Raw genomic sequence first — 18,883 nt, 5'->3', positions numbered from 1 at the left:
GGAGCAGGCAAAGCTAGAAGGACAAAGCCCCCCTAGCCTTTTCGCAAATGGCACCTAGGTGCCAGATTTGACCTTTGTCCAAAGACGCGTGGCGGTTCGCTGCGCTTTGATCGGGTAAGCTTCTTTGATGTAGAGATTTTCAAGCGTGGCAGCGTCTGGGTAAATCGCCGGATCTTCGATCACATCTGCTTCTAAGAACTCTTGGCTCGCCTTGTTACCATTGGCGTAATACACGTAGTTTGATGCAGCCGCCATGTTATGTGCATCCATCATGAAATTCAGAAACTTATGCGCAGCATCAGGATTTGGCGCATCTACGGGAATAGCCATCTGATCAAACCACATCAACGCACCTTCTTTTGGAGCGTGATAGCTGATCTCTACACCGTTTTCGGCCTCTGCTGCACGATCGCGCGCTTGCAGGATGTCTCCAGACCAGCCAACGGCTACACAAATCTCACCATTTGCAAGTGCATTGATGTATTCGGAACTGTGGAATTTCTGCACATAGGGGCGCACAGCTTGCAAAACTGCTTCGGCCTTTGCGATGATTTTCACATCCTGACTATTGGGATCTTCACCTATGTATTTCAGCGCCGCTGGGATGATTTCATCTGGCGCATCCAAGAAATAAACCCCGCATTCCGCGAGCTTTTCCATATTCGCAGGATCAAACACCAATGCAAGAGAATCTACGGGCGCATCCTCTCCCAATGCATCCTTGACCTTTGCAGCATTACTGCCAATCCCTGTGGTGCCCCACATGTAGTTGATAGAATACTCATTGCCGGGATCATAAAGCGCTGTACGTGTTGAAATCGTATCCCACATATTGCCCAAATTGCTAAGCTTAGACGGGTCTAATTTCTGAAACGCACCTGCTTCGATCTGGCGCGCCATAAAAGAGCCCGTTGGAACAACAACGTCGTATCCCGATCCACCAGCAAGCATTTTAGTTTCGAGCAGTTCATTGCTGTCAAACACATCATAAATGAGCTTGATCCCTGTCTCTTCTTCAAATTTTGCCAGAAGGCTTTCGTCGATATAGTCAGACCAATTATAAACACGGACTTCTTCGGCAAATGCAGCCGAGGCGCTAGCAGCAGCAACAGCTGCCAGTGTGACGGATTTCAACGACATCAGTCTCTCCCCTGAATACACCGGTTTCAACGCCCGGCTAATGAGATTTGATCAAGTTTCACTCTCGCCCGCAATATCTTTATGTTTGCAGGTTCCAATTCTTGGTGCACTCTGCCTAAAAATCAGTAGGGGCAATCGTGTTGAAACAATCCGGTATTGAGATGGCACTTCCATCCGACAGGAGCGAAAAACAGCCCGCACACGAAGCTGTTTATCAGCGACTTCGCGCACAGATATTGTTTGGAGAGCTGGCGCCAGGCCAACCCATAACCATACAGGGACTTGTGAACGCGCTTGAAGTTGGTATGACACCTGTACGCGAAGCAATCCGACGCCTGATTTCAGATGGCGCATTGGTGTTCAAAGACAACCGGCGTATCTCTGTACCAATACTAAAAATATCTGATGTCGAAGCGATTGTTTACGCAAGAAAATCAATCGAATGTGAGCTGGCACACCGCGCCGCCATCAACATTAAGACCAACGATATTTCAAACCTTGAACATATCGACCTGATGCTTGATCAGGCTATCGCCGAAGGTGATATTCGGGGATACTTGGTCCACAACTATTCGTTTCACAATGCGCTTTATCGCCACGCAGAGACTCCTATTTTGGCGGATCTTGCAGAACGCCTTTGGCTTCGTTTTGGCCCGTCCCTACGTATGGTCTGTGGACGGCTTGGCACCCAGAGCGTTCCAGATCGCCACAAAGACATTCTTGCAGCGCTATACAAACACGACGGCGAAGTGGCCGCATTGGCAATGGAACGGGATGTAGTTCAGGGCATGGAACAAATCATGGAGGGTCTCACAGAAGCCAGCTGATTCGATTGACAGCGCATAATTTGATCATATTTTGAGAGCAGCATTGTTTTAGGAGCCTGTCTCATGTCCATGATCTCCAATCACCTACCCACGGCTGAATTGCAGGCCTTGGATGCTGCGCATCATATGCACCCATTTACCTGCAATAGTGAGCTGTCTCAAAAAGGGGCACGGGTAATCACGCGCGCCAAAGGTGTGACGCTGACAGATAGCGATGGTCATGAAATTCTGGATGCGATGGCAGGCTTATGGTGTGTCAATGTCGGCTATGGCCGTGATGAGCTGGCGGACGTCGCAGCCCGCCAGATGCGTGAACTCCCCTATTACAATACCTTTTTCCAAACCACACATGTACCCGCTATTGCTCTGGCCCAAAAGATTGCAGAGCTTGCCCCCGGCGATTTGAACAATGTGTTTTTCGCCGGTTCAGGGTCCGAAGCCAATGACACCAATATTCGTATGGTGCGCCACTACTGGGCAATGAAAAATAAGCCATCCAAATCTATCATCATCAGTCGGCACAATGCCTATCATGGATCCAGCGTAGGCAGCGGTTCTTTGGGGGGGATGAGCGGCATGCATGCACAAGGCGGCATGCCGATCCCAGACATCCATCACATCAACCAACCAGACTGGTGGGCAGATGGAGGAGAGCTTTCACCTAAAGAGTTTGGCCTGCAGCGGGCACAAGAGCTGGAAAAAGCGATTTTAGACCTCGGCGAAGACCGTGTTGCGGCCTTTATTGCGGAACCCGTCCAGGGGGCCGGTGGTGTCATTGTGGCGCCTGACAGCTATTGGCCAGAGATCCAACGGATCTGCGACAAATATGAAATCTTGTTGATTGCAGATGAGGTTATCTGCGGATTTGGCCGCACAGGGCAATGGTTTGGCTCTGAAACGCTCGGCATTCGACCAGACATTATGACAATCGCCAAAGGGCTGAGTTCTGGCTATGCCCCCATTGGTGGATCGATTGTCAGTGATGAGGTGGCATCAATCATCTCCAAGGGTGAATTTAATCACGGATACACCTATTCAGGCCATCCGGTTGCGGCCGCCGTCGCATTGGAAAATCTACGCATTTTGGAAGATGAAAATATCATAACCCACGTAAAGGATGTTGTAGCCCCCTATCTGGCCGAAAAATGGCAAGCGCTGGTAGGCCATCCTCTGGTGGGAGAGGCAAAGATAGTCGGCCTCATGGGTTCAATCGCGCTAACTCCAAACAAAGAAACGCGTGCACCTTTTGAGGCAGAGGTTGGAACTGTTGGTTATATTTGCCGAGAGCGCTGCTTTGCAAACAACCTCGTCATGCGCCATGTGGGCGACCGGATGATCATCGCACCACCACTGGTGATCAGCACGGATGAAATCGATACACTTATTGCCCGTGCGCGCACATCACTGGATGAGTGCCATGAAATCCTAAAAGAAAAGGGGCTGATCTAGCCCCTTTGCATCTATCGCAGTTTTTGTAATAGCCGTAGTGAGGCGTAGCCATCCGGTAATAGCCTATTCGCAGTTTGATAGTCTCGAATAGCAGCAATGGTCTTTGGACCAATGCGCCCATCTACACCCTGGGTATCAAACCCTGCACGCGTCAAGCGGCGCTGCATTTCTTGCCGCTCTTTGAACGACAACGCTCGATCGCCACGTGGCCATGCGGTTTTAAAAGCAGAATGCCCTTTTATGCGATCTGCCAGATGGCCAACTCCGATGACATAGGCATCTGCAGTGTTGTACCGTTCGATCACTGCGAAATTTTTGAAAATCATAAAGGCCACACCGCCGCTGCCTGCAGGCAAGAGAATAGAGGCTTCTCCATGATTTTTTACTGCGCGCCCATTCAGATCTGTAACGCCCAGACGAGCCCAGCCGCGCGGTGATTTGGTGATTTCCCGGTTGGCGAGGCGATAGTCAAAATTCTGCGGTAGTTTGACCTCAATGCCCCAAGGTTGCCCTGGAACCCATCCAAAGTTTGCCAGATATGCTGCAGTTGATGCCAAAGCATCCGTCGGATTGTCTGACCAGATATCCCGTTTTCCGTCGCCGGTGAAATCAACCGCATATGACAGATAAGAGGTTGGCATAAACTGCGTATGCCCCATCGCGCCAGCCCAACTCCCGGTCATCTGACGTGGCGCCACATCCCCGCTCTGCAAGATTTTCAATGCAGCTATCAGCTGTTCTTCGAAAAATGCGCCACGACGGCCATCATAAGCCAAGGTGGCAAGGGACTGAATGATATCATTGCTACCTTTGAAGGTACCGTAGGCACTTTCCAAACCCCACACCGCAACGACAATCTCTTTGTCGACACCATATCGCGCTTCGATCTCGCGGAGCGTGGTCTTGTGCTTTTCTAAGGCCGTGCGTCCGTTGCGAATACGTGTCTGTGATGCTGCGCTGTCCAGATACTCCCAAATGGCTTTGCTAAACTCAGCTTGGTTGCTGTCACGCCGAATAACATCTGCATCATAGGTCACGCCAGCAAATGCCCGGTCTAAGGTGCGACCTGAAATGCCCGCGGCACGGGCACGTGGATAAAAATCGGCAACCCAAGCGCTTAGGCTATCGTTTCTAACCGCAACCGGCTGGGCTGGACGTGTAGAAAGCGTAAGACTGTCTGGCCGAGCAAGCGGACGCAAAGACGTTGAAGTCGTTGCAAATGTCGCCTGACTAAATCCGAAACTCACTAAAAGTGCGACAATCAATCGATACATGATCCACCTCAATACGCTCTATTTTCCCCAATTGTACACGCAACTGTGACAATCAGAAAAGCCCTTGCAACCCTCATGAGAGAAGTTTCGCCGGATCACACAGCGCGAGAGTTTACTTGCGTCGGCGTTCAACCTTGCGTTTGGTCTTTGCAGCTTTCAATTTTGATTTCGCCGCCTTGCGCTTAGGAGAACGTCCCGCGGGACTGCGACGACCGCGCCCACGTCCTCTTCCGCTATCTGGCAATTTGGCATCTTCCAGGGTCAACAGTTCAAGCTCAATGCCACCTGTGATCGCTGTTGCTTCAGACAAACGCACCGTGACCCGTTGCCCCACTGAAAGTGTCATTCCTGTATCGACACCAGTCAATGCGCCTATTTCAGCATCAAAGTGGAAAAATTCACGCCCGATACTTCGCACAGGCACCAAACCATCCGCTCCGGTTTCATCCAGTTTTACAAACACGCCAAATCGCGCAACTCCACTGATGCGGCCCGAAAACTCATTCCCCACACGTTCTGACAAATAGGCCGCCAGATAGCGATCTGTTGTATCTCGTTCGGCAACCATTGAACGGCGCTCTGTATCTGAGATCTGCTTCGCAGTCTCTTCAAGCTGTTCAACATCCTGCTCTGACAGTCCATCCTCTGCCCATACATGAGATTTGATCAACGAACGATGAACAATCAAATCCGCATAGCGCCGTATCGGAGAGGTAAAGTGTGCATAATTGCGGAGAGCCAAACCAAAATGGCCAAAATTTTCAGGAGAATAATACGCCTGCTGCATCGAACGCAGGGTTGAGATATTGATCAACTCTGCATCATCCGTCCCCGCTGCCGCATCCAACAGACCGTTCAGGTGGCGCGTTTGCAAAACCTGTCCTTTTGCGAGGTTCAACCCAGCGGCACGTGCTGTTTCGCGCAATGCATCCAATTTGTCGTCTGCAGGCTCTTCATGCACCCGGAACAGCTGTGGTGCGCGCTTTTCGATCAATGTTTCAGCCGCCGCCACATTCGCCAGAACCATGAACTCTTCAATCAAACGGTGCGCATCCAAGCGATCCCGGAAAGCAACAGACGTGACCTGACCGTGATCATCCAGAACAATTTTTCTCTCTGGCAGATCCAACTCCAAAGGCTGGCGCACTGCCCGCGCACGCAAAAGCGCGGTATAGGCGGCGTAAAGCGGTTCAATCACGTTAATCAGAAACGGCGCAGTCTTATCTGACACACGGCCATCCATCGCCGCCTGCACCTCAGCGTAATGCAATGAGGCTGCTGATTTCATCAGCCCGCGGACAAAGCGATGGCTTATCTTATTGCCTTCAGCATCGATTTGCATACGAACTGCAATACATGGGCGCGGCACCCCCTCATGCAGCGAGCACAAATCACCAGACAAACGATCCGGCAACATCGGTACCACCCGATCTGGAAAATAGCTGGAATTGCCACGCTTGCGGGCTTCTCGATCCAGATTAGATCCGGATTTCACATACGCAGCTACATCAGCAATCGCGACCCAGATGATATGACCGCCGGGATTGTTTGGATCATCATCCGCGTGCGCATAACAGGCGTCATCGTGATCACGTGCGTCAGGTGGATCGATTGTGACCAAGGGTAATTCACGCAGATCTTCACGCCCTTTTAACCCCATTGGCTTTGCCTGATCTGCTTCTGCTATCACACGGTCAGGGAATTGGTCAGGGATACCATGCTGGTAGATGGCAATCAGCGATACCGCTTTTGGCGCAGTCGGATCACCTAGGCGTTCGACTATCCGTGCCCGTGGCAGGCCAAGGCGACCTTTAGGACCGGATTGCTCAGCCTCAACCAATTCTCCATCTTTTGCACCACCTGCGGCCTCTGGTGGCACAAACCACTCGTTTGAGCTGGCTTTATCAATAGGAACAATACGTCCGCCTTCTGCTCCTTGCCGATAAAGGCCCAAAATCCGCTTTGGGTTTGTACCAATCCGACGTATCAGGCGAGCCTCGAAATCGTAATCAGCTTCAGATACTTTGGTGAGCCGCGCTAGAATTTTATCGCCACGCCCAAGTGCTGGGTCAGACGCCCGTGTGATCACCAATACGCGTGGGGCCTCGCCTTCCCCATGCCACTCCATCGGATGCGCAAAAAGGTCACCATCCTCATTAGGTGCTTTTACAGTCAAAACGCTGACTGGTGGCAAACCTTCAGGATCACGATAGGTTTTACTGCGTTTTTGCAGATGACCTTCGGCCTCCAACTCTTTTAAGATCCGCTTCAAATCTATGCGGTCAGCCCCTTTGATACCAAAGGCTTTGGCGATATCGCGTTTTGAGGTCTGTGTCGGGTGGGCGCTGATCCAATCGAGGATTTCGGCCTTGGAGGGTATACGGCTCATATGTGTGGGCCTATCACGCTGCTCAATAGAGGTCATGAACAAAATGTGAGGCCAACACAGCTAAATGCGCCAATATAACGCGCGCTATAATTTATTTAATCAACCGTTCCATGTCGCGATGTGGGATACCACCATCATCATAAACGGGACCACATAGGGTAAAACCAAGCTTTTCATAAAAGCCAATTGCGTATTCTTGCGCGCCAAGCATCAATCGTGTCAGCTCGGGTTCGTTTTCCAAACGCGCAATCGCTGCCCGCACGATTGCAGCGCCAAGACCTGTTCCTCGCTGGCTCTTTACCACACAAATACGACCGATTTTGCCGGTCTCACCATTTCTGAGCAAACGAGCTGTTCCAACCGGAGAGCCATCAATGGTGGCAATTAAATGTATCGCGTCATCGTCCAGAGTGTCCCACTCATCTGCTTCGGGCACACCTTGTTCTTCGATAAAGATTGCACGTCGCAGAGCATGACAGACTGAAAAATCACGTGTCTCTTCAATGATCCAAGTCATGCAAAATAATCTCGCAGGATACGGGTATAAATCGCTTTCAATTGTGGAATCTGCGCGACCTCAACTCGTTCATCCACCTGGTGCATGGTTTTTCCAACCAGTCCAAATTCGACCACGGGGCAATGATTTTTTACAAATCGCGCATCAGACGTGCCTCCTGTGGTGGATAAAGCAGGCACAACGCCGGTTTCCGCTGCGACCGCTGTCGCCACCAGCTCTGACAACTCACCGGGGGGAGTGATAAAACTTTCACCCGAGATCTTGATCTTCACATCGATTTGCAAACCATAGGCCTGCGCAACCTTATCAGCCTCATCCTGCAACCACTGGCTAAGGCTTTCGCCGCTATGCGCATCATTGAACCGGATGTTCACCGCCGAACTGCACCGTTCCGGAATCACATTCGTTGCCGGGTTTCCTGTGTCCACAGTGACAACGGCAAGTGTAGACGCATCAAAATGCGCGGTCCCATTGTCCAGTTCATAGCTCGCTAAGATATCCATCAAACGCACCATCGCAGTCAGCGGGTTTTTGGCGCGATGTGGGTAGGCTGCGTGTCCTTGCACACCTATCACCGTAAACCATGCATTCAATGATCCCCGGCGACCGATTTTGATCATCTCACCCATCTCATTTGGACAGGTCGGTTCCCCCACAAGGCAGACATCCATTTTTTCATTTTCCCGCTGCATATAATCCAGCAGGGCCGTCGTACCGTGTAAAGCCTCGGCCTCTTCATCACCGGTGATTGTCAGGATAATGGCCCCATTGGGTGGTGTATCTTTTACGAAATCGATGGCGGCCGCAGCAAAAGCTGCAACACCCGATTTCATATCAGTGGCCCCACGCCCATACATAAAACCGTCTTTCACCTCAGCCCCAAACGGCGACATAGTCCAAGCAGTTTCGTCCCCCAATGGAACCACATCGGTGTGTCCGTTAAACCCAAAAGTACGTTCAGCGCCCTTGTCGCCCCAACGGGCAAACAAATTGCAAATCCCGCCACGATCGACGCGTTCACATGTAAACCCCGCGGCGCTCAGTACTTTTTCAAGCAGAATCAATGCACCTCCTTCCTCAGGCGTAACAGAAGGACAACGAATCAAATCAGCGGTGAGTTGCACGGGATCGATGGTAGACATCATAGGCTCCTGAACTGAGAGGTGAAAAAGGCCTACCGTGGAACGCGATTAGGTGCAATGCAGACAAAATAACACTGCCATCCTATCGCACACTCCTGTAATCGTAAGGCTTACACTACTTGCGAACTTACGTACTCCTCCCTAATGACACAAAGCACGTTCACGCTCGCATCACGTAACTTGAGGTTCAAACCTTGCTTCGGTCACTCTCTTTTCTGATGTTTTTACTCCTTGCCGCCCCAGTCGCGGCAGAGGTTGTCACTGTCAACACCGTGACACGCCCGCCCTTTTCAATGGAAGAGAACGGAGAGCACACAGGCTTCACAATCGAATTGCTGCGCGCCCTAAGTGATCAGTTGGATTGGGAACTTGATATAAACCGTGAAGACAGTTTTGCGGATATGCTAGATGGGGTCGCCGCGCAAACGGCGGATATCGCTGCCGCAAACATATCAATCACGGCGACCCGTGAAATAAATATGGACTTTAGCCATCCAATTTTTGAAAGCGGCTTACAGATCATGATTGCCGCAGATGACATCAGAGAGCCGTCACTCATCAAGGCATTATGGTCCTTTGATCTGTTGATCGCTATCTGTGTGGCCTTTGTTCTATTGTTTGGCGGCGGCATGCTAATGTGGACCTTTGAACGTCGCGCTCAGCCCTACTTTGATCGCCCCTTGAAGGAAGCATGGTTTCCCTCTTTTTGGTGGGCATTGAATTTGGTCGTAAATGGTGGGTTCGAAGAACGGGTCCCACGCACGCCAATAGGCCGGATTTTTGGGGTCATCCTCGTCATCTCATCACTGTTCGTTGTCTCTGTTTTCGTGGCAAAAATCACCGCAGTTATGACCGTGGAAGCCATCAGCGGCTCTGTAAATTCCGTCAACGATCTCTATGGGAAGCAAGTTGGGACCATCAAAAACTCAACCGCTGCAGGGTTTCTCGACCGCAGGGACGTGGATTACAAAGGGTACGACGGGCTGGAAGAGATGATACAAGCCTTTGAAGAGAGGCGTATTCGGATCGTCGTCTTTGACGCACCGATTCTTGACTATTACGTCGTCAAAGGTGGCAGCGAGTTTGGACGCACCGTCGGGCAACCCTTTTTACAAGAAAACTACGGGCTGGCTTTCCCAACAGGATCCCCCCTGAAAGAACAAGCGAACCAAGTCATTTTGCGTATGCGCGAAAACGGCAGATACGATGAAATCTATCAAAAGTGGTTTGGACACGCACCCTGACGACAGCCGCTAGTGCAGGGTTTGCGGCTCATCATCAAAAAATGGCGTCATCTGCGCGACGATAACGGCGTTTTCGTCCAAGGCACGTTGCATAAGATCGCGTTCATCTGTGTCAATCTCGTGCCCCTCAGCGAGGCGCTCTTCCAACGTGCCATAACCTGTCACGTCCAGCGGGGCAGTATCAGCTTGTTTTAGAATCGCAACGGTTTCACGAACCGCTTCAGCCTCATCAATACCGGAAGCATAGACCATCAATGCGGCTCCGCTTGCCCCTTCCGGCAAGCCGTCTCCCTCTTTTCGGCCGATCTGGACCAGTAGAGTATAGACCTGCTGACGTGACTTTTTCTTTTGCTTTTCCATGCTGCCTCATTGCGAGGAGCCTGCGCAAAAGTCAAGTTGCCTTTGTGAGGGCGAAAACGTAATAACATCACACTACGTCTGGAATCATGCCCTGATATGTCTAAAAACCTAAACACCTCTATGAAACGTCGGCACAGCACGCTGTCGGAGTTTGACCAGCTCCCGCGAGAGCTACGGTTTTGGCTGACTGAAGCAAAATTACCTTGGTCTGCACGGTCCGTCACACGGCTGTGGTCCAAGGCTTTGCGCCAAACAGGTGGTGACCGGCAAGCCGCTGTCAAATTTCTGAGCGATGTCGAGAGGCGCACATTAAAAAAGGACGCGCCCAAGGTTTGGGGCACGTCCTATCCAATCAGCGAGAAAACCGAAGTTAGTCGCGCAACAGCTCGTTGATCCCTGTTTTCGAACGGGTCTTTTCATCAACACGCTTCACAATCACAGCACAGTAGAGATTGACGTTGTTCTTAGAGGGCATAGAGCCTGCAACAACTACAGAATAAGGCGGAACCTCACCGTACATTACCTCACCAGTTTCGCGATCAACGATCTTGGTCGACTGGCCAATGAAGACGCCCATGCCCAGCACAGAACCTTCGCGTACGATACAGCCTTCAACAACCTCGGAGCGTGCACCGATAAAGCAGTTGTCTTCAATGATGGTTGGCCCGGCCTGCATCGGCTCCAGTACGCCACCGATACCAACACCGCCAGACAGGTGCACGTTTTTACCAATTTGCGCACAAGAGCCAACAGTCGCCCAAGTGTCGACCATTGTGCCTTCATCCACATAGGCACCAAGGTTCACAAAAGACGGCATCAAAACGGTGCCAGGCGCAATATATGCGGACTTGCGAACAACAGCATTGGGCACAGCGCGGAAGCCTGCAGATTTCCACTGCTCTTCGCCCCAGCCTTTGAATTTGCTGTCAACTTTGTCCCACCAGCCTGAGCCTTGCGGGCCGCCAGATTGCTCTTCCATGTCTTTGATACGGAAGCCCAACAGAACGGCTTTTTTAGCCCATTGATTGACGTGCCAATCGCCATTTTCCAGCTTTTCAGCGACACGCAGACTACCGCTGTCCAGCGCGTTTAGCGTATTTTCAATGGCCTCACGGGTTTCGCCTGTGGTGGCAGGGGTGATGGAATCACGGGCCTCCCAGGCAGCTTCGATTGCGGTTTCCAGCTGGGCGTTGGACATGATGCGGTCTCCGGCGTCAAAAGGTTTCGAGGCTTCATAACGGGAAACCGACGGGACGTCATGTGCTGAATGCACACAAGGGACAATTAGCCCACGCGTCGCAGATGCCGTTTAAGAGCTGCGCAAGCTGCACCGGTATCGCGCTGCTCAATCGCTTGGAAAATCGCGGCATGGTCATGATCCACCCGTGGCCGCCATCGAGACTGCCAATGCGCGAAAAGGTGACGTGCGGCAGCAAGATGCAAATCTTCGACAGAATTTAACAGGCGCGGCATCTGGCAGGGGGCTAAAATAGCCATGTGAAACGCACGATTTTCTACATCCCATGTCGCCATATCTGTCGCACGATCGCAGGCCACCATATGATGGTGCGCCACCTCAAGATCCGCCGCACGTGCCTGTGGAACCGCATAAGACAAGGCCAGCAGTTCAAGCGACACGCGCATTTCAACAATTTCGCGAATCTCTGCAGGATCAAGCGCACTTACGCGTGTACCTCGACGTGGAAGCGATTCTGCTAGACCTCGTGCTTCAAGACGCAATAACGCTTCACGCACGGGTACATGACTGGTGCTGAAATCGCGCGCGATGTGATCCTGGCGCAGCTTTACCCCGGCCTCAAGCACACCTGTCACGATCTGTAGGCTCAGACTCTCAAAAATCTTATCGGAAATCGTTTCACTCATGGCTCTATGATAGATTTTGAAAGCAGCGATCGCAGGCTACGCGTTTGCAGTCATCTGCGCAATTGCACTTACTGCTTTTCGCAGGCAGGGTGGAACAAAACCGATTGAGAGACAAAGAGCCTATTCAATGACAGAAGATCGACACAGCCGATTTCCCGATGCACATTCCGACCGGGACCGGGCAGGCCATGTGCCCCTAACCCCGCAAACCCAATCGCCTGCCTATGCGCTCGCCTTTGCAGACGAGGAATTCCTGTGCCGTGAAGAGCTGCGTCCCGTGCGCCTGCAGCTAGAACTTTTAAAACCGCAGCTGATGCTGGATGAACAAGGCATCGAAAGCACCATTGTGATGTTTGGCGGCGCACGCATTCCCGAACCCAAGAACAAAGACAAAGCCCGCACAAACACTCTGGCAGAGCTAACCCATTTCTATGACGAAGCCCGCAAGTTCGCGCGCCTCATGACCGAAAAGTCACTCGAAAGTGGAGGTCGAGAGAATGTGGTTGTAACAGGCGGTGGCCCCGGCGTGATGGAAGCCGGCAATCGCGGCGCTGTCGATGCCGGCGGACGCTCGATCGGGTTGAGCATTGTATTACCGCACGAACAGGCGCCCAATGCCTATGTTACCCCTGAACTCAGCTTTAATTTCCATTATTTTGCCATTCGCAAAATGCACTTCCTGATGCGCGCGGCAGCAATCACCGTATTCCCCGGTGGGTTTGGCACGTTGGATGAGTTATTTGAGGCGCTCACGCTCATTCAAACAGGTCGGATGGAGCGCGTGCCCTTCCTGCTGTTTGGCAAACAATTCTGGGAAAGCATCATCAATTGGGAAACGCTTGCCGATGCCGGCACGATTGCTGACAAAGACCTTGAGTTGTTCAAGTTTGTAGATACCGCCGAAGAAGCGATGGAACTGTTTGAAAACTGGGCACCAGAACCTCCACGCGAAGAGCTTCCCGGTCGCGAGCGCTGAACAATATCTAACATGACCCTGCCTTTTACAAAAGGCAGGGTTAATTGGCGCTCTTATGACTGGGACAGTCCAGCCTCTGCCTCAATCTGCTTACGTGACTTACGCGCACGTTCCGTTGCAGATTTCAACTGACCGCAAGCTGCCATGATATCATCACCACGGGTTTTGCGAATCGGTGAGGCATAGCCTGCCTGATAAATGATATTCGCAAACGCGCGAATGCGATTATTGGATGAGCGTTTGTAAGGGGCCCCGGGCCACTCGTTAAACGGAATCAGGTTGATCTTAGCCGGAATATTATAGCGCTTGATGTGATCCAACAGGCGGTGTGCGTCTTCATCACTGTCATTCACCCCGTCCAACATCACGTATTCAAAGGTAATACGTTCAGAATTAGAGACCTTAGGGTAATTTGCCAGCGCCTGCAGCAATTCATCAATATTCCAACGCTTGTTGATCGGAACCAACACATCACGGGTTTCATTAGTAGTGGCGTGAAAAGACACAGCTAGCAGGCAGCCGATTTCTTCAGCAGTCCTGGCGATCTCTGGAACGACACCAGACGTCGACAATGTGATCCGGCGGCGGCTCAGACTGATGCCTTCGGGATCCATAGCGATATTCATCGCATCCCGCACATTATCGAAATTATACAGTGGCTCGCCCATCCCCATCAAAACGATATTGGAAAGCAGACGTGTCTCATCCTTTGGTGCACCGGGTATTGGCCATTCATCCAAGTCATCCCGCGCCATCATCACCTGGCCCACAATCTCTGCCGGTGTCAGGTTCCGCACCAGTTTCTGGGTGCCGGTATGACAGAATGAACAAGTCAGGGTGCATCCAACCTGACTGGAAATACACAGAGTGCCCCGGCCTTCTTCAGGAATATAGACCACCTCAACCTCATGACCGCCAGCGATCCGCACCAAGTATTTGCGCGTACCATCGGTTGAAACCTGTTTGCTCACCACCTCAGGAATTGAAATTTCAAAGTTTTCAGCCAACTGAGCGCGATAAGCTTTGGCCAGATTGGTCATATCAGCGAAATCGCGTTTGCCCCATTGGTAGATCCACTGCCAGATCTGACCAACGCGCATCTTGGCCTGCTTTTCAGGCGTCCCGTTTTCGATCAGGACACTGCGCATCTGATCACGCGTTAGACCGACAAGATTGATCTTACCGCCCTCGGGCAACTTGCGGGGCAAAGTCAGAACATCTTGCGTGATCGGCGCAGGGGTGGGCATGGCGGCGAACCTTTAAAGCTTGGACGGTGGATGCTGCTCTATATAGGAGAGAATCTGAACTTCCAAACAAAAGATGTCGCTTCACCTCTTGAGACATCGAAAAAGCCACTCTCTTCAGAGTGGCTCAAACTAAAGAACCTCAGTCACGGGCTTAGTTATTGCACCGCTTATCCGCATCTTCCACAGCCGCAGTGAAGCCAAGCAATGAAAACGTATCTTTGGTCTGCGTGCCTCTTGCAGAACGCGCTGTTAGAACTGCATTTGCCCCGCGCTTCATTGCAGAGATGATGTTGCCATCATCGCCGGGCGCAGGCCAGGCCCATTCGCCATCAGTGATCATATCAAAATTACTGTCACCAATGACCATGCTTACAGTCGATCCCGGCGCAAAAGGATACCCTCCGGTAAAGGTAACTTGCCCTTCTTTACCAACCTCCGGCCGATAGAAAACAAACAATTGGATATCGCTACGACGCACGGCAACCACACGACCATCACGTGTGTTTACTGTCTCTTTAGGCTGAGAAACGCCCCAGCATTCCTTTGGACTGTCCCCTTGGAACACATTCCAATCAGCATTTACGCCGACGCGGTTTTCGGATGTTGCCTGCTGCGCAAGTGATGCTGTGCTCGTCACACATGCCATGCTCAGGCACGCAATAAAACGGACAAATTTCGATGTCATTGGTCCCGACTCCAAGACTGCCTCATTAACCTCATATGCCAAAAGGTACGCAGCGTTTATCGCACTGTCTCTTCCCTGTCCGGCACTTGCGCTACACAAACACACTAACGTATCAAGTTCCACGGGTTAATGTTCATTTTGGCAGAAATTTGCCCAGAAAAAGGCGTTTTCAATGACATCACCAATTCCCATGGTAGAAATTTGGCGAGGACCGCTCCTCGAAAGCTTACATTCGGGCCACGCTGTTATTTGCGATGCCAAAGGAAACATCCGGCGCAGTTGGGGGAACCCTCAAGCGACAATCTATCCGCGCAGCTCTGCCAAAATGATCCAGGCACTACCACTTGTGACCTCAGGGGCGGCAGCAAAGTTTGGTCTTGGCTCTGAACAGCTCGCCCTTGCTTGCGCCTCGCACAACGGCGCAGAAATGCACACCCGCCGGGTCAATGACTGGATCAAACAACTAGGGCTATCGGATCAGGACTTGCGATGCGGCACGCAATTGCCGAACGATATTCCCGCACGGAACGCGCTTATCAAAACCGATCGCGCGCCCTGTCAGGCACATAACAACTGCTCAGGCAAACATGCTGGATTTTTAACTTTAACAAAGCACCTTGGAGCCACACCTGAATACATCGATCCAGATCACCCCGTCCAAAAAGCTGCCCTTGATGCGTTTGAGTACGTTACTGATGAAACAAGTCCAGGCTTTGGAATAGATGGGTGCTCAGCTCCGAATTTTGTAACGTCTCTACATGGACTTGCGCGTGCGATGGCATGGTTTGCCTCCGCGCATCAACGGACTGACACAACCTCGCGCGCAGCAAATTCCCTTGTCAACGCAATGATAACCCATCCGGAACTTGTCGCAGGCGAACCCCGTGCCTGCACAAACCTTATGCGAGCGATGCGAGGAAAGGCTGCCGTCAAAACCGGTGCAGAAGCCGTTTTTGTGGCTATCATACCCGAACAGAAACTGGGAGTTGCTCTCAAAATAACGGATGGTGCAACGCGCGCCAGTGAATGCGCAATCACCGCCCTTTTGGTAAGCCTTGGCCTACTTCACCGATCTGATCCAGTGGTGGCACAATATATGAATGCACCTTTACTCAATCGTCGTAAAATAAACTGTGGCTCCATTCGCCCTACACAAACGCTCTTGTTCTAGAACCCTGTATCTTCCATCTGGCCTCTGAATGCCCCGCAGCTGTTGGCGGGGCATTATTCGTAAAAGCTCCAATTGGGCCCAAACCGCGAACCATAGTGCTATGGAGTCACTTATAGCTCTTTTAAAAATCCAGATTCTCTACGCTCAATGCATTTTTCTGGATAAACTCACGCCGCGGTTCGACGACATCGCCCATCAGCTTGGTAAAAAGATCGTCAGCCTCAACCATATCCTCAACCCGCACCTGCAAAAGAGTGCGTGCATCCGGGTCCAGAGTGGTCTCCCAAAGCTGATCTGGATTCATTTCGCCAAGCCCTTTGTAGCGCTGTAATGACAGTCCCTTCTCGCCTTCTTCAAGAACCGCTTTCAAAAGGTCCAAAGGCCCATGGATCAGCTGACTACGATCCTTGCGCAGCAATTGGCCTGTCGCGCTATAAATTTCCTGTAGACTCTTGGTAAAGCTACCCGTTTTACGGGCTTCGCCCGAACGTAACATCGGACCATCCAAAGTACGCACTTCTTCAACGCCACGTAAAATACGAGCCAGACGAATGCCATGATCCTGTGTAATACGCCCTTGCCAGCCACGCTCATATTCCAGTGCAATTGCATCCAGACGCGCGGCCACTTTATCGGCCACACCTTGCAAGTCAGCATCCACTGCGCCAGGCACAAAGGCTCCCGCAACAGCGGCTTGTTCAAGAATATGGCGCGGGTAATGAGTTGGAAACGCGTCTAACACACGCTTCAATTGGCGCGCTTCCTCAACCACTCGTGTAAGGTCTTGTCCTGTGAGCTCTTCACCCGTACCCAGCTTTAACACCGCGCCATCGACACCTTGATTGATCAAGTAATCGTCCAGTGCAGCCTGATCTTTCAGATAGACCTCAGACTTGCCACGCGCGACCTTATAAAGTGGCGGTTGTGCGATGTAGAGATACCCACCCTCGATCAATTCGGGCATCTGACGATAGAAGAAGGTCAATAACAACGTCCGAATATGCGCGCCGTCAACATCCGCATCGGTCATAATCACGATCTTATGGTAACGCAGCTTTTCAATGTTAAACTCATCACGGCCAATACCTGTGCCAAGCGCCATCACCAGATTGCCGATCTCTTGTGATCCTAGCATCCGGTCAAAGCGCGCACGCTCAACGTTTAGAATTTTACCCCGCAACGGCAAAATCGCCTGCGTCTGACGATCTCGCCCTGTCTGAGCAGATCCGCCAGCCGAGTCCCCCTCGACCAAGAAAACTTCGGTCTTGGATGGGTCTTTTTCGGAACAATCTTTAAGCTTCCCTGCGAGGAAGTTCACATCCATCGCCGTTTTCCGACGCGTCAGCTCGCGTGCTTTGCGTGCCGCTTCGCGGGCATGTGCCGCTTCGATGATTTTACTGACAACCTGTTTGGCCACATTTGGGTTTTCTTCAAACCACTCAGCCAGTTTTTCATTCATCAGGCTTTCCACAACGGGGCGCACTTCAGAAGATACCAGTTTGTCTTTAGTCTGCGATGAGAACTTTGGATCCGGCACTTTCACTGACAGCACGCAAGTCAGGCCTTCGCGTGCGTCGTCACCAGTGAAATTGACCTTTTCTTTCTTGGCAATGCCAGAAGATTGCGCGTAACTGTTGATGGTGCGTGTCAGCGCACCACGAAAGCCAGCGACATGCGTGCCGCCATCCCGCTGGGGGATGTTGTTGGTAAAGGGCAATACAGTTTCATGATAGCTGTCATTCCACCACATGGCGATTTCAACACCAATGTCGTCCTTTTCGCCCACGATATAGATCGGCGCTTCCATGACAGGAGACTTGGAACGGTCCAGATATTTCACGAACTCGTTCACGCCGCCTTCATAATATAGCTCAACCTCAAGCCGTTCTGCCGGGCGTTCGTCCACCAAAATGATGCGAACCCCAGAGTTCAGAAAAGCCAGCTCACGCAGGCGCTTTTCCAGCGTCTCAAACGAGTATTCAAGGTTTGAAAACGTATCTGTAGAAGCCAGAAAGCGCACTTCTGTGCCGGTTTGGTCGCCACACTCGCCAACCACTTCAAGGTGTTTGGCCGTATCCCCACGTTCAAATCGTGCGACATGCTCTTTGCCATTGCGCCAGATACGCAGTTCCAGCCAGTCAGACAAAGCGTTTACAACAGAAACGCCCACACCGTGCAGACCACCAGAAACCTTGTAGGAATTGCTGTCAAACTTACCACCAGCGTGCAGCTGGGTCATGATAACCTCAGCCGCGGAAACGCCTTCTTCAGGGTGAATATCAACAGGGATGCCGCGTCCATTGTCGCTGACGGAAATACTGGAATCCGCATGAATTTTGACAGTCACCGCGTCCGCATGACCTGCAAGTGCTTCGTCAATACCGTTGTCGACAACCTCATACACCATATGATGCAGGCCAGAGCCATCATCGGTATCGCCGATATACATTCCGGGACGCTTGCGGACCGCCTCCAAGCCTTTAAGAACTTTGATAGAATCCGCGCCATATTCGGCGGGGGCGTGCTCGGTTCCGGACATTGACGACTTCCTGTTTTTACTTTCCGTTTTTATACGCCG

At 51.6% G+C, this 18,883-nt stretch carries 17 protein-coding genes; 6 read left to right on the top strand and 11 right to left on the bottom strand.

All coding sequences use genetic code 11. From position 1 onward, the window contains the following. Positions 1-54: 54 nt before the first annotated feature. A complete protein-coding gene (locus BLP79_RS14820; RefSeq protein ID WP_090220285.1) occupies positions 55-1,140 on the bottom strand; it encodes a polyamine ABC transporter substrate-binding protein in 1,086 nt (361 codons plus the stop codon). 161 nt (positions 1,141-1,301) lie between these two features. On the opposite strand from BLP79_RS14820, the gene BLP79_RS14815 reads away from it, so the two are divergent. Both BLP79_RS14815 and BLP79_RS14810 read left to right on the top strand, forming a co-directional pair. Further along, positions 1,302-1,967, top strand: a complete 666-nt coding sequence (locus BLP79_RS14815) for a GntR family transcriptional regulator (RefSeq protein WP_090220401.1) — start codon at positions 1,302-1,304, stop codon at positions 1,965-1,967. Positions 1,968-2,030: 63 nt separating this feature from the next. Then, positions 2,031-3,416, top strand: coding sequence for an aspartate aminotransferase family protein (locus BLP79_RS14810; protein WP_090220284.1), 1,386 nt, complete (start codon positions 2,031-2,033; stop codon positions 3,414-3,416). An 11-nt stretch (positions 3,417-3,427) separates the two neighbouring features. On the opposite strand, the gene BLP79_RS14805 is transcribed toward BLP79_RS14810, so the two are convergent. The 4 genes from BLP79_RS14805 to dapE form a co-directional block, all read right to left on the bottom strand. Continuing rightward, positions 3,428-4,690, bottom strand: coding sequence for a lytic murein transglycosylase (locus tag BLP79_RS14805; RefSeq protein ID WP_090220282.1), 1,263 nt, complete (start codon positions 4,688-4,690; stop codon positions 3,428-3,430). Between the two features lie 112 nt (positions 4,691-4,802). Then, entirely contained in the window at positions 4,803-7,079 is a 2,277-nt protein-coding gene (gene rnr, locus BLP79_RS14800; protein WP_090220281.1) for a ribonuclease R, read from the bottom strand. Between the two features lie 91 nt (positions 7,080-7,170). Beyond that, positions 7,171-7,596, bottom strand: a complete 426-nt coding sequence (locus BLP79_RS14795) for a GNAT family N-acetyltransferase (protein WP_090220279.1) — start codon at positions 7,594-7,596, stop codon at positions 7,171-7,173. Beyond that, positions 7,593-8,738 carry a succinyl-diaminopimelate desuccinylase gene (gene dapE, locus BLP79_RS14790; RefSeq protein WP_090220278.1) on the bottom strand — a complete coding sequence of 382 codons (1,146 nt, stop codon included), beginning with the start codon at positions 8,736-8,738 and terminating at the stop codon, positions 7,593-7,595. The genes BLP79_RS14795 and dapE overlap by 4 nt, the downstream gene beginning before the upstream one ends. A gap of 218 nt (positions 8,739-8,956) precedes the next feature. Between dapE and BLP79_RS14785 the strand changes: the two genes are divergently transcribed. Then, the gene (locus BLP79_RS14785; RefSeq protein ID WP_090220276.1) at positions 8,957-9,982 is read left to right on the top strand and encodes a transporter substrate-binding domain-containing protein; all 1,026 of its coding nucleotides are present in this window, start codon (positions 8,957-8,959) and stop codon (positions 9,980-9,982) included. A 9-nt stretch (positions 9,983-9,991) separates the two neighbouring features. Here BLP79_RS14785 and BLP79_RS14780 read toward each other — a convergent pair whose 3' ends face one another. After that, positions 9,992-10,342, bottom strand: a complete 351-nt coding sequence (locus tag BLP79_RS14780; RefSeq protein WP_090220274.1) for a hypothetical protein — start codon at positions 10,340-10,342, stop codon at positions 9,992-9,994. A gap of 96 nt (positions 10,343-10,438) precedes the next feature. Between BLP79_RS14780 and BLP79_RS20030 the strand changes: the two genes are divergently transcribed. Beyond that, entirely contained in the window at positions 10,439-10,735 is a 297-nt protein-coding gene (locus BLP79_RS20030) for a DUF6525 family protein (RefSeq protein ID WP_269799329.1), read from the top strand. Here BLP79_RS20030 and dapD read toward each other — a convergent pair. Further along, positions 10,713-11,540: a 2,3,4,5-tetrahydropyridine-2,6-dicarboxylate N-succinyltransferase gene (dapD, locus tag BLP79_RS14770; RefSeq protein ID WP_090220273.1), complete on the bottom strand. Its 828-nt coding sequence runs from the start codon at positions 11,538-11,540 to the stop codon at positions 10,713-10,715. The genes BLP79_RS20030 and dapD overlap by 23 nt on opposite strands. An 86-nt stretch (positions 11,541-11,626) precedes the next feature. Then, complete coding sequence (locus BLP79_RS14765; RefSeq protein WP_090220271.1) at positions 11,627-12,226, bottom strand: GntR family transcriptional regulator; 600 nt, start codon at positions 12,224-12,226, stop codon at positions 11,627-11,629. Between the two features lie 127 nt (positions 12,227-12,353). On the opposite strand from BLP79_RS14765, the gene BLP79_RS14760 reads away from it, so the two are divergent. Then, positions 12,354-13,202: an LOG family protein gene (locus BLP79_RS14760; RefSeq protein WP_090220269.1), complete on the top strand. Its 849-nt coding sequence runs from the start codon at positions 12,354-12,356 to the stop codon at positions 13,200-13,202. Positions 13,203-13,255: 53 nt separating this feature from the next. On the opposite strand, the gene rlmN is transcribed toward BLP79_RS14760, so the two are convergent. Both rlmN and BLP79_RS14750 read right to left on the bottom strand, forming a co-directional pair. Next, positions 13,256-14,449: a dual-specificity RNA methyltransferase RlmN gene (gene rlmN / locus BLP79_RS14755; protein ID WP_090220268.1), complete on the bottom strand. Its 1,194-nt coding sequence runs from the start codon at positions 14,447-14,449 to the stop codon at positions 13,256-13,258. Between the two features lie 151 nt (positions 14,450-14,600). Beyond that, positions 14,601-15,134 carry an invasion associated locus B family protein gene (locus BLP79_RS14750; RefSeq protein ID WP_090220266.1) on the bottom strand — a complete coding sequence of 178 codons (534 nt, stop codon included), beginning with the start codon at positions 15,132-15,134 and terminating at the stop codon, positions 14,601-14,603. A 172-nt stretch (positions 15,135-15,306) separates the two neighbouring features. Here BLP79_RS14750 and BLP79_RS14745 point away from each other — a divergent pair, with 172 nt between their 5' ends. Beyond that, positions 15,307-16,305, top strand: a complete 999-nt coding sequence (locus BLP79_RS14745; protein WP_090220265.1) for an asparaginase — start codon at positions 15,307-15,309, stop codon at positions 16,303-16,305. A gap of 121 nt (positions 16,306-16,426) precedes the next feature. Here BLP79_RS14745 and gyrB read toward each other — a convergent pair whose 3' ends face one another. Next, complete coding sequence (gene gyrB, locus BLP79_RS14740) at positions 16,427-18,844, bottom strand: DNA topoisomerase (ATP-hydrolyzing) subunit B (protein WP_090220263.1); 2,418 nt, start codon at positions 18,842-18,844, stop codon at positions 16,427-16,429. Positions 18,845-18,883: the final 39 nt, after the last annotated feature.

It is taken from the genome of Epibacterium ulvae (assembly GCF_900102795.1).
Classification (GTDB): Bacteria; Pseudomonadota; Alphaproteobacteria; order Rhodobacterales; family Rhodobacteraceae; genus Epibacterium; species Epibacterium ulvae.
This window is presented reverse-complemented; position numbering and strand designations above follow the sequence as displayed.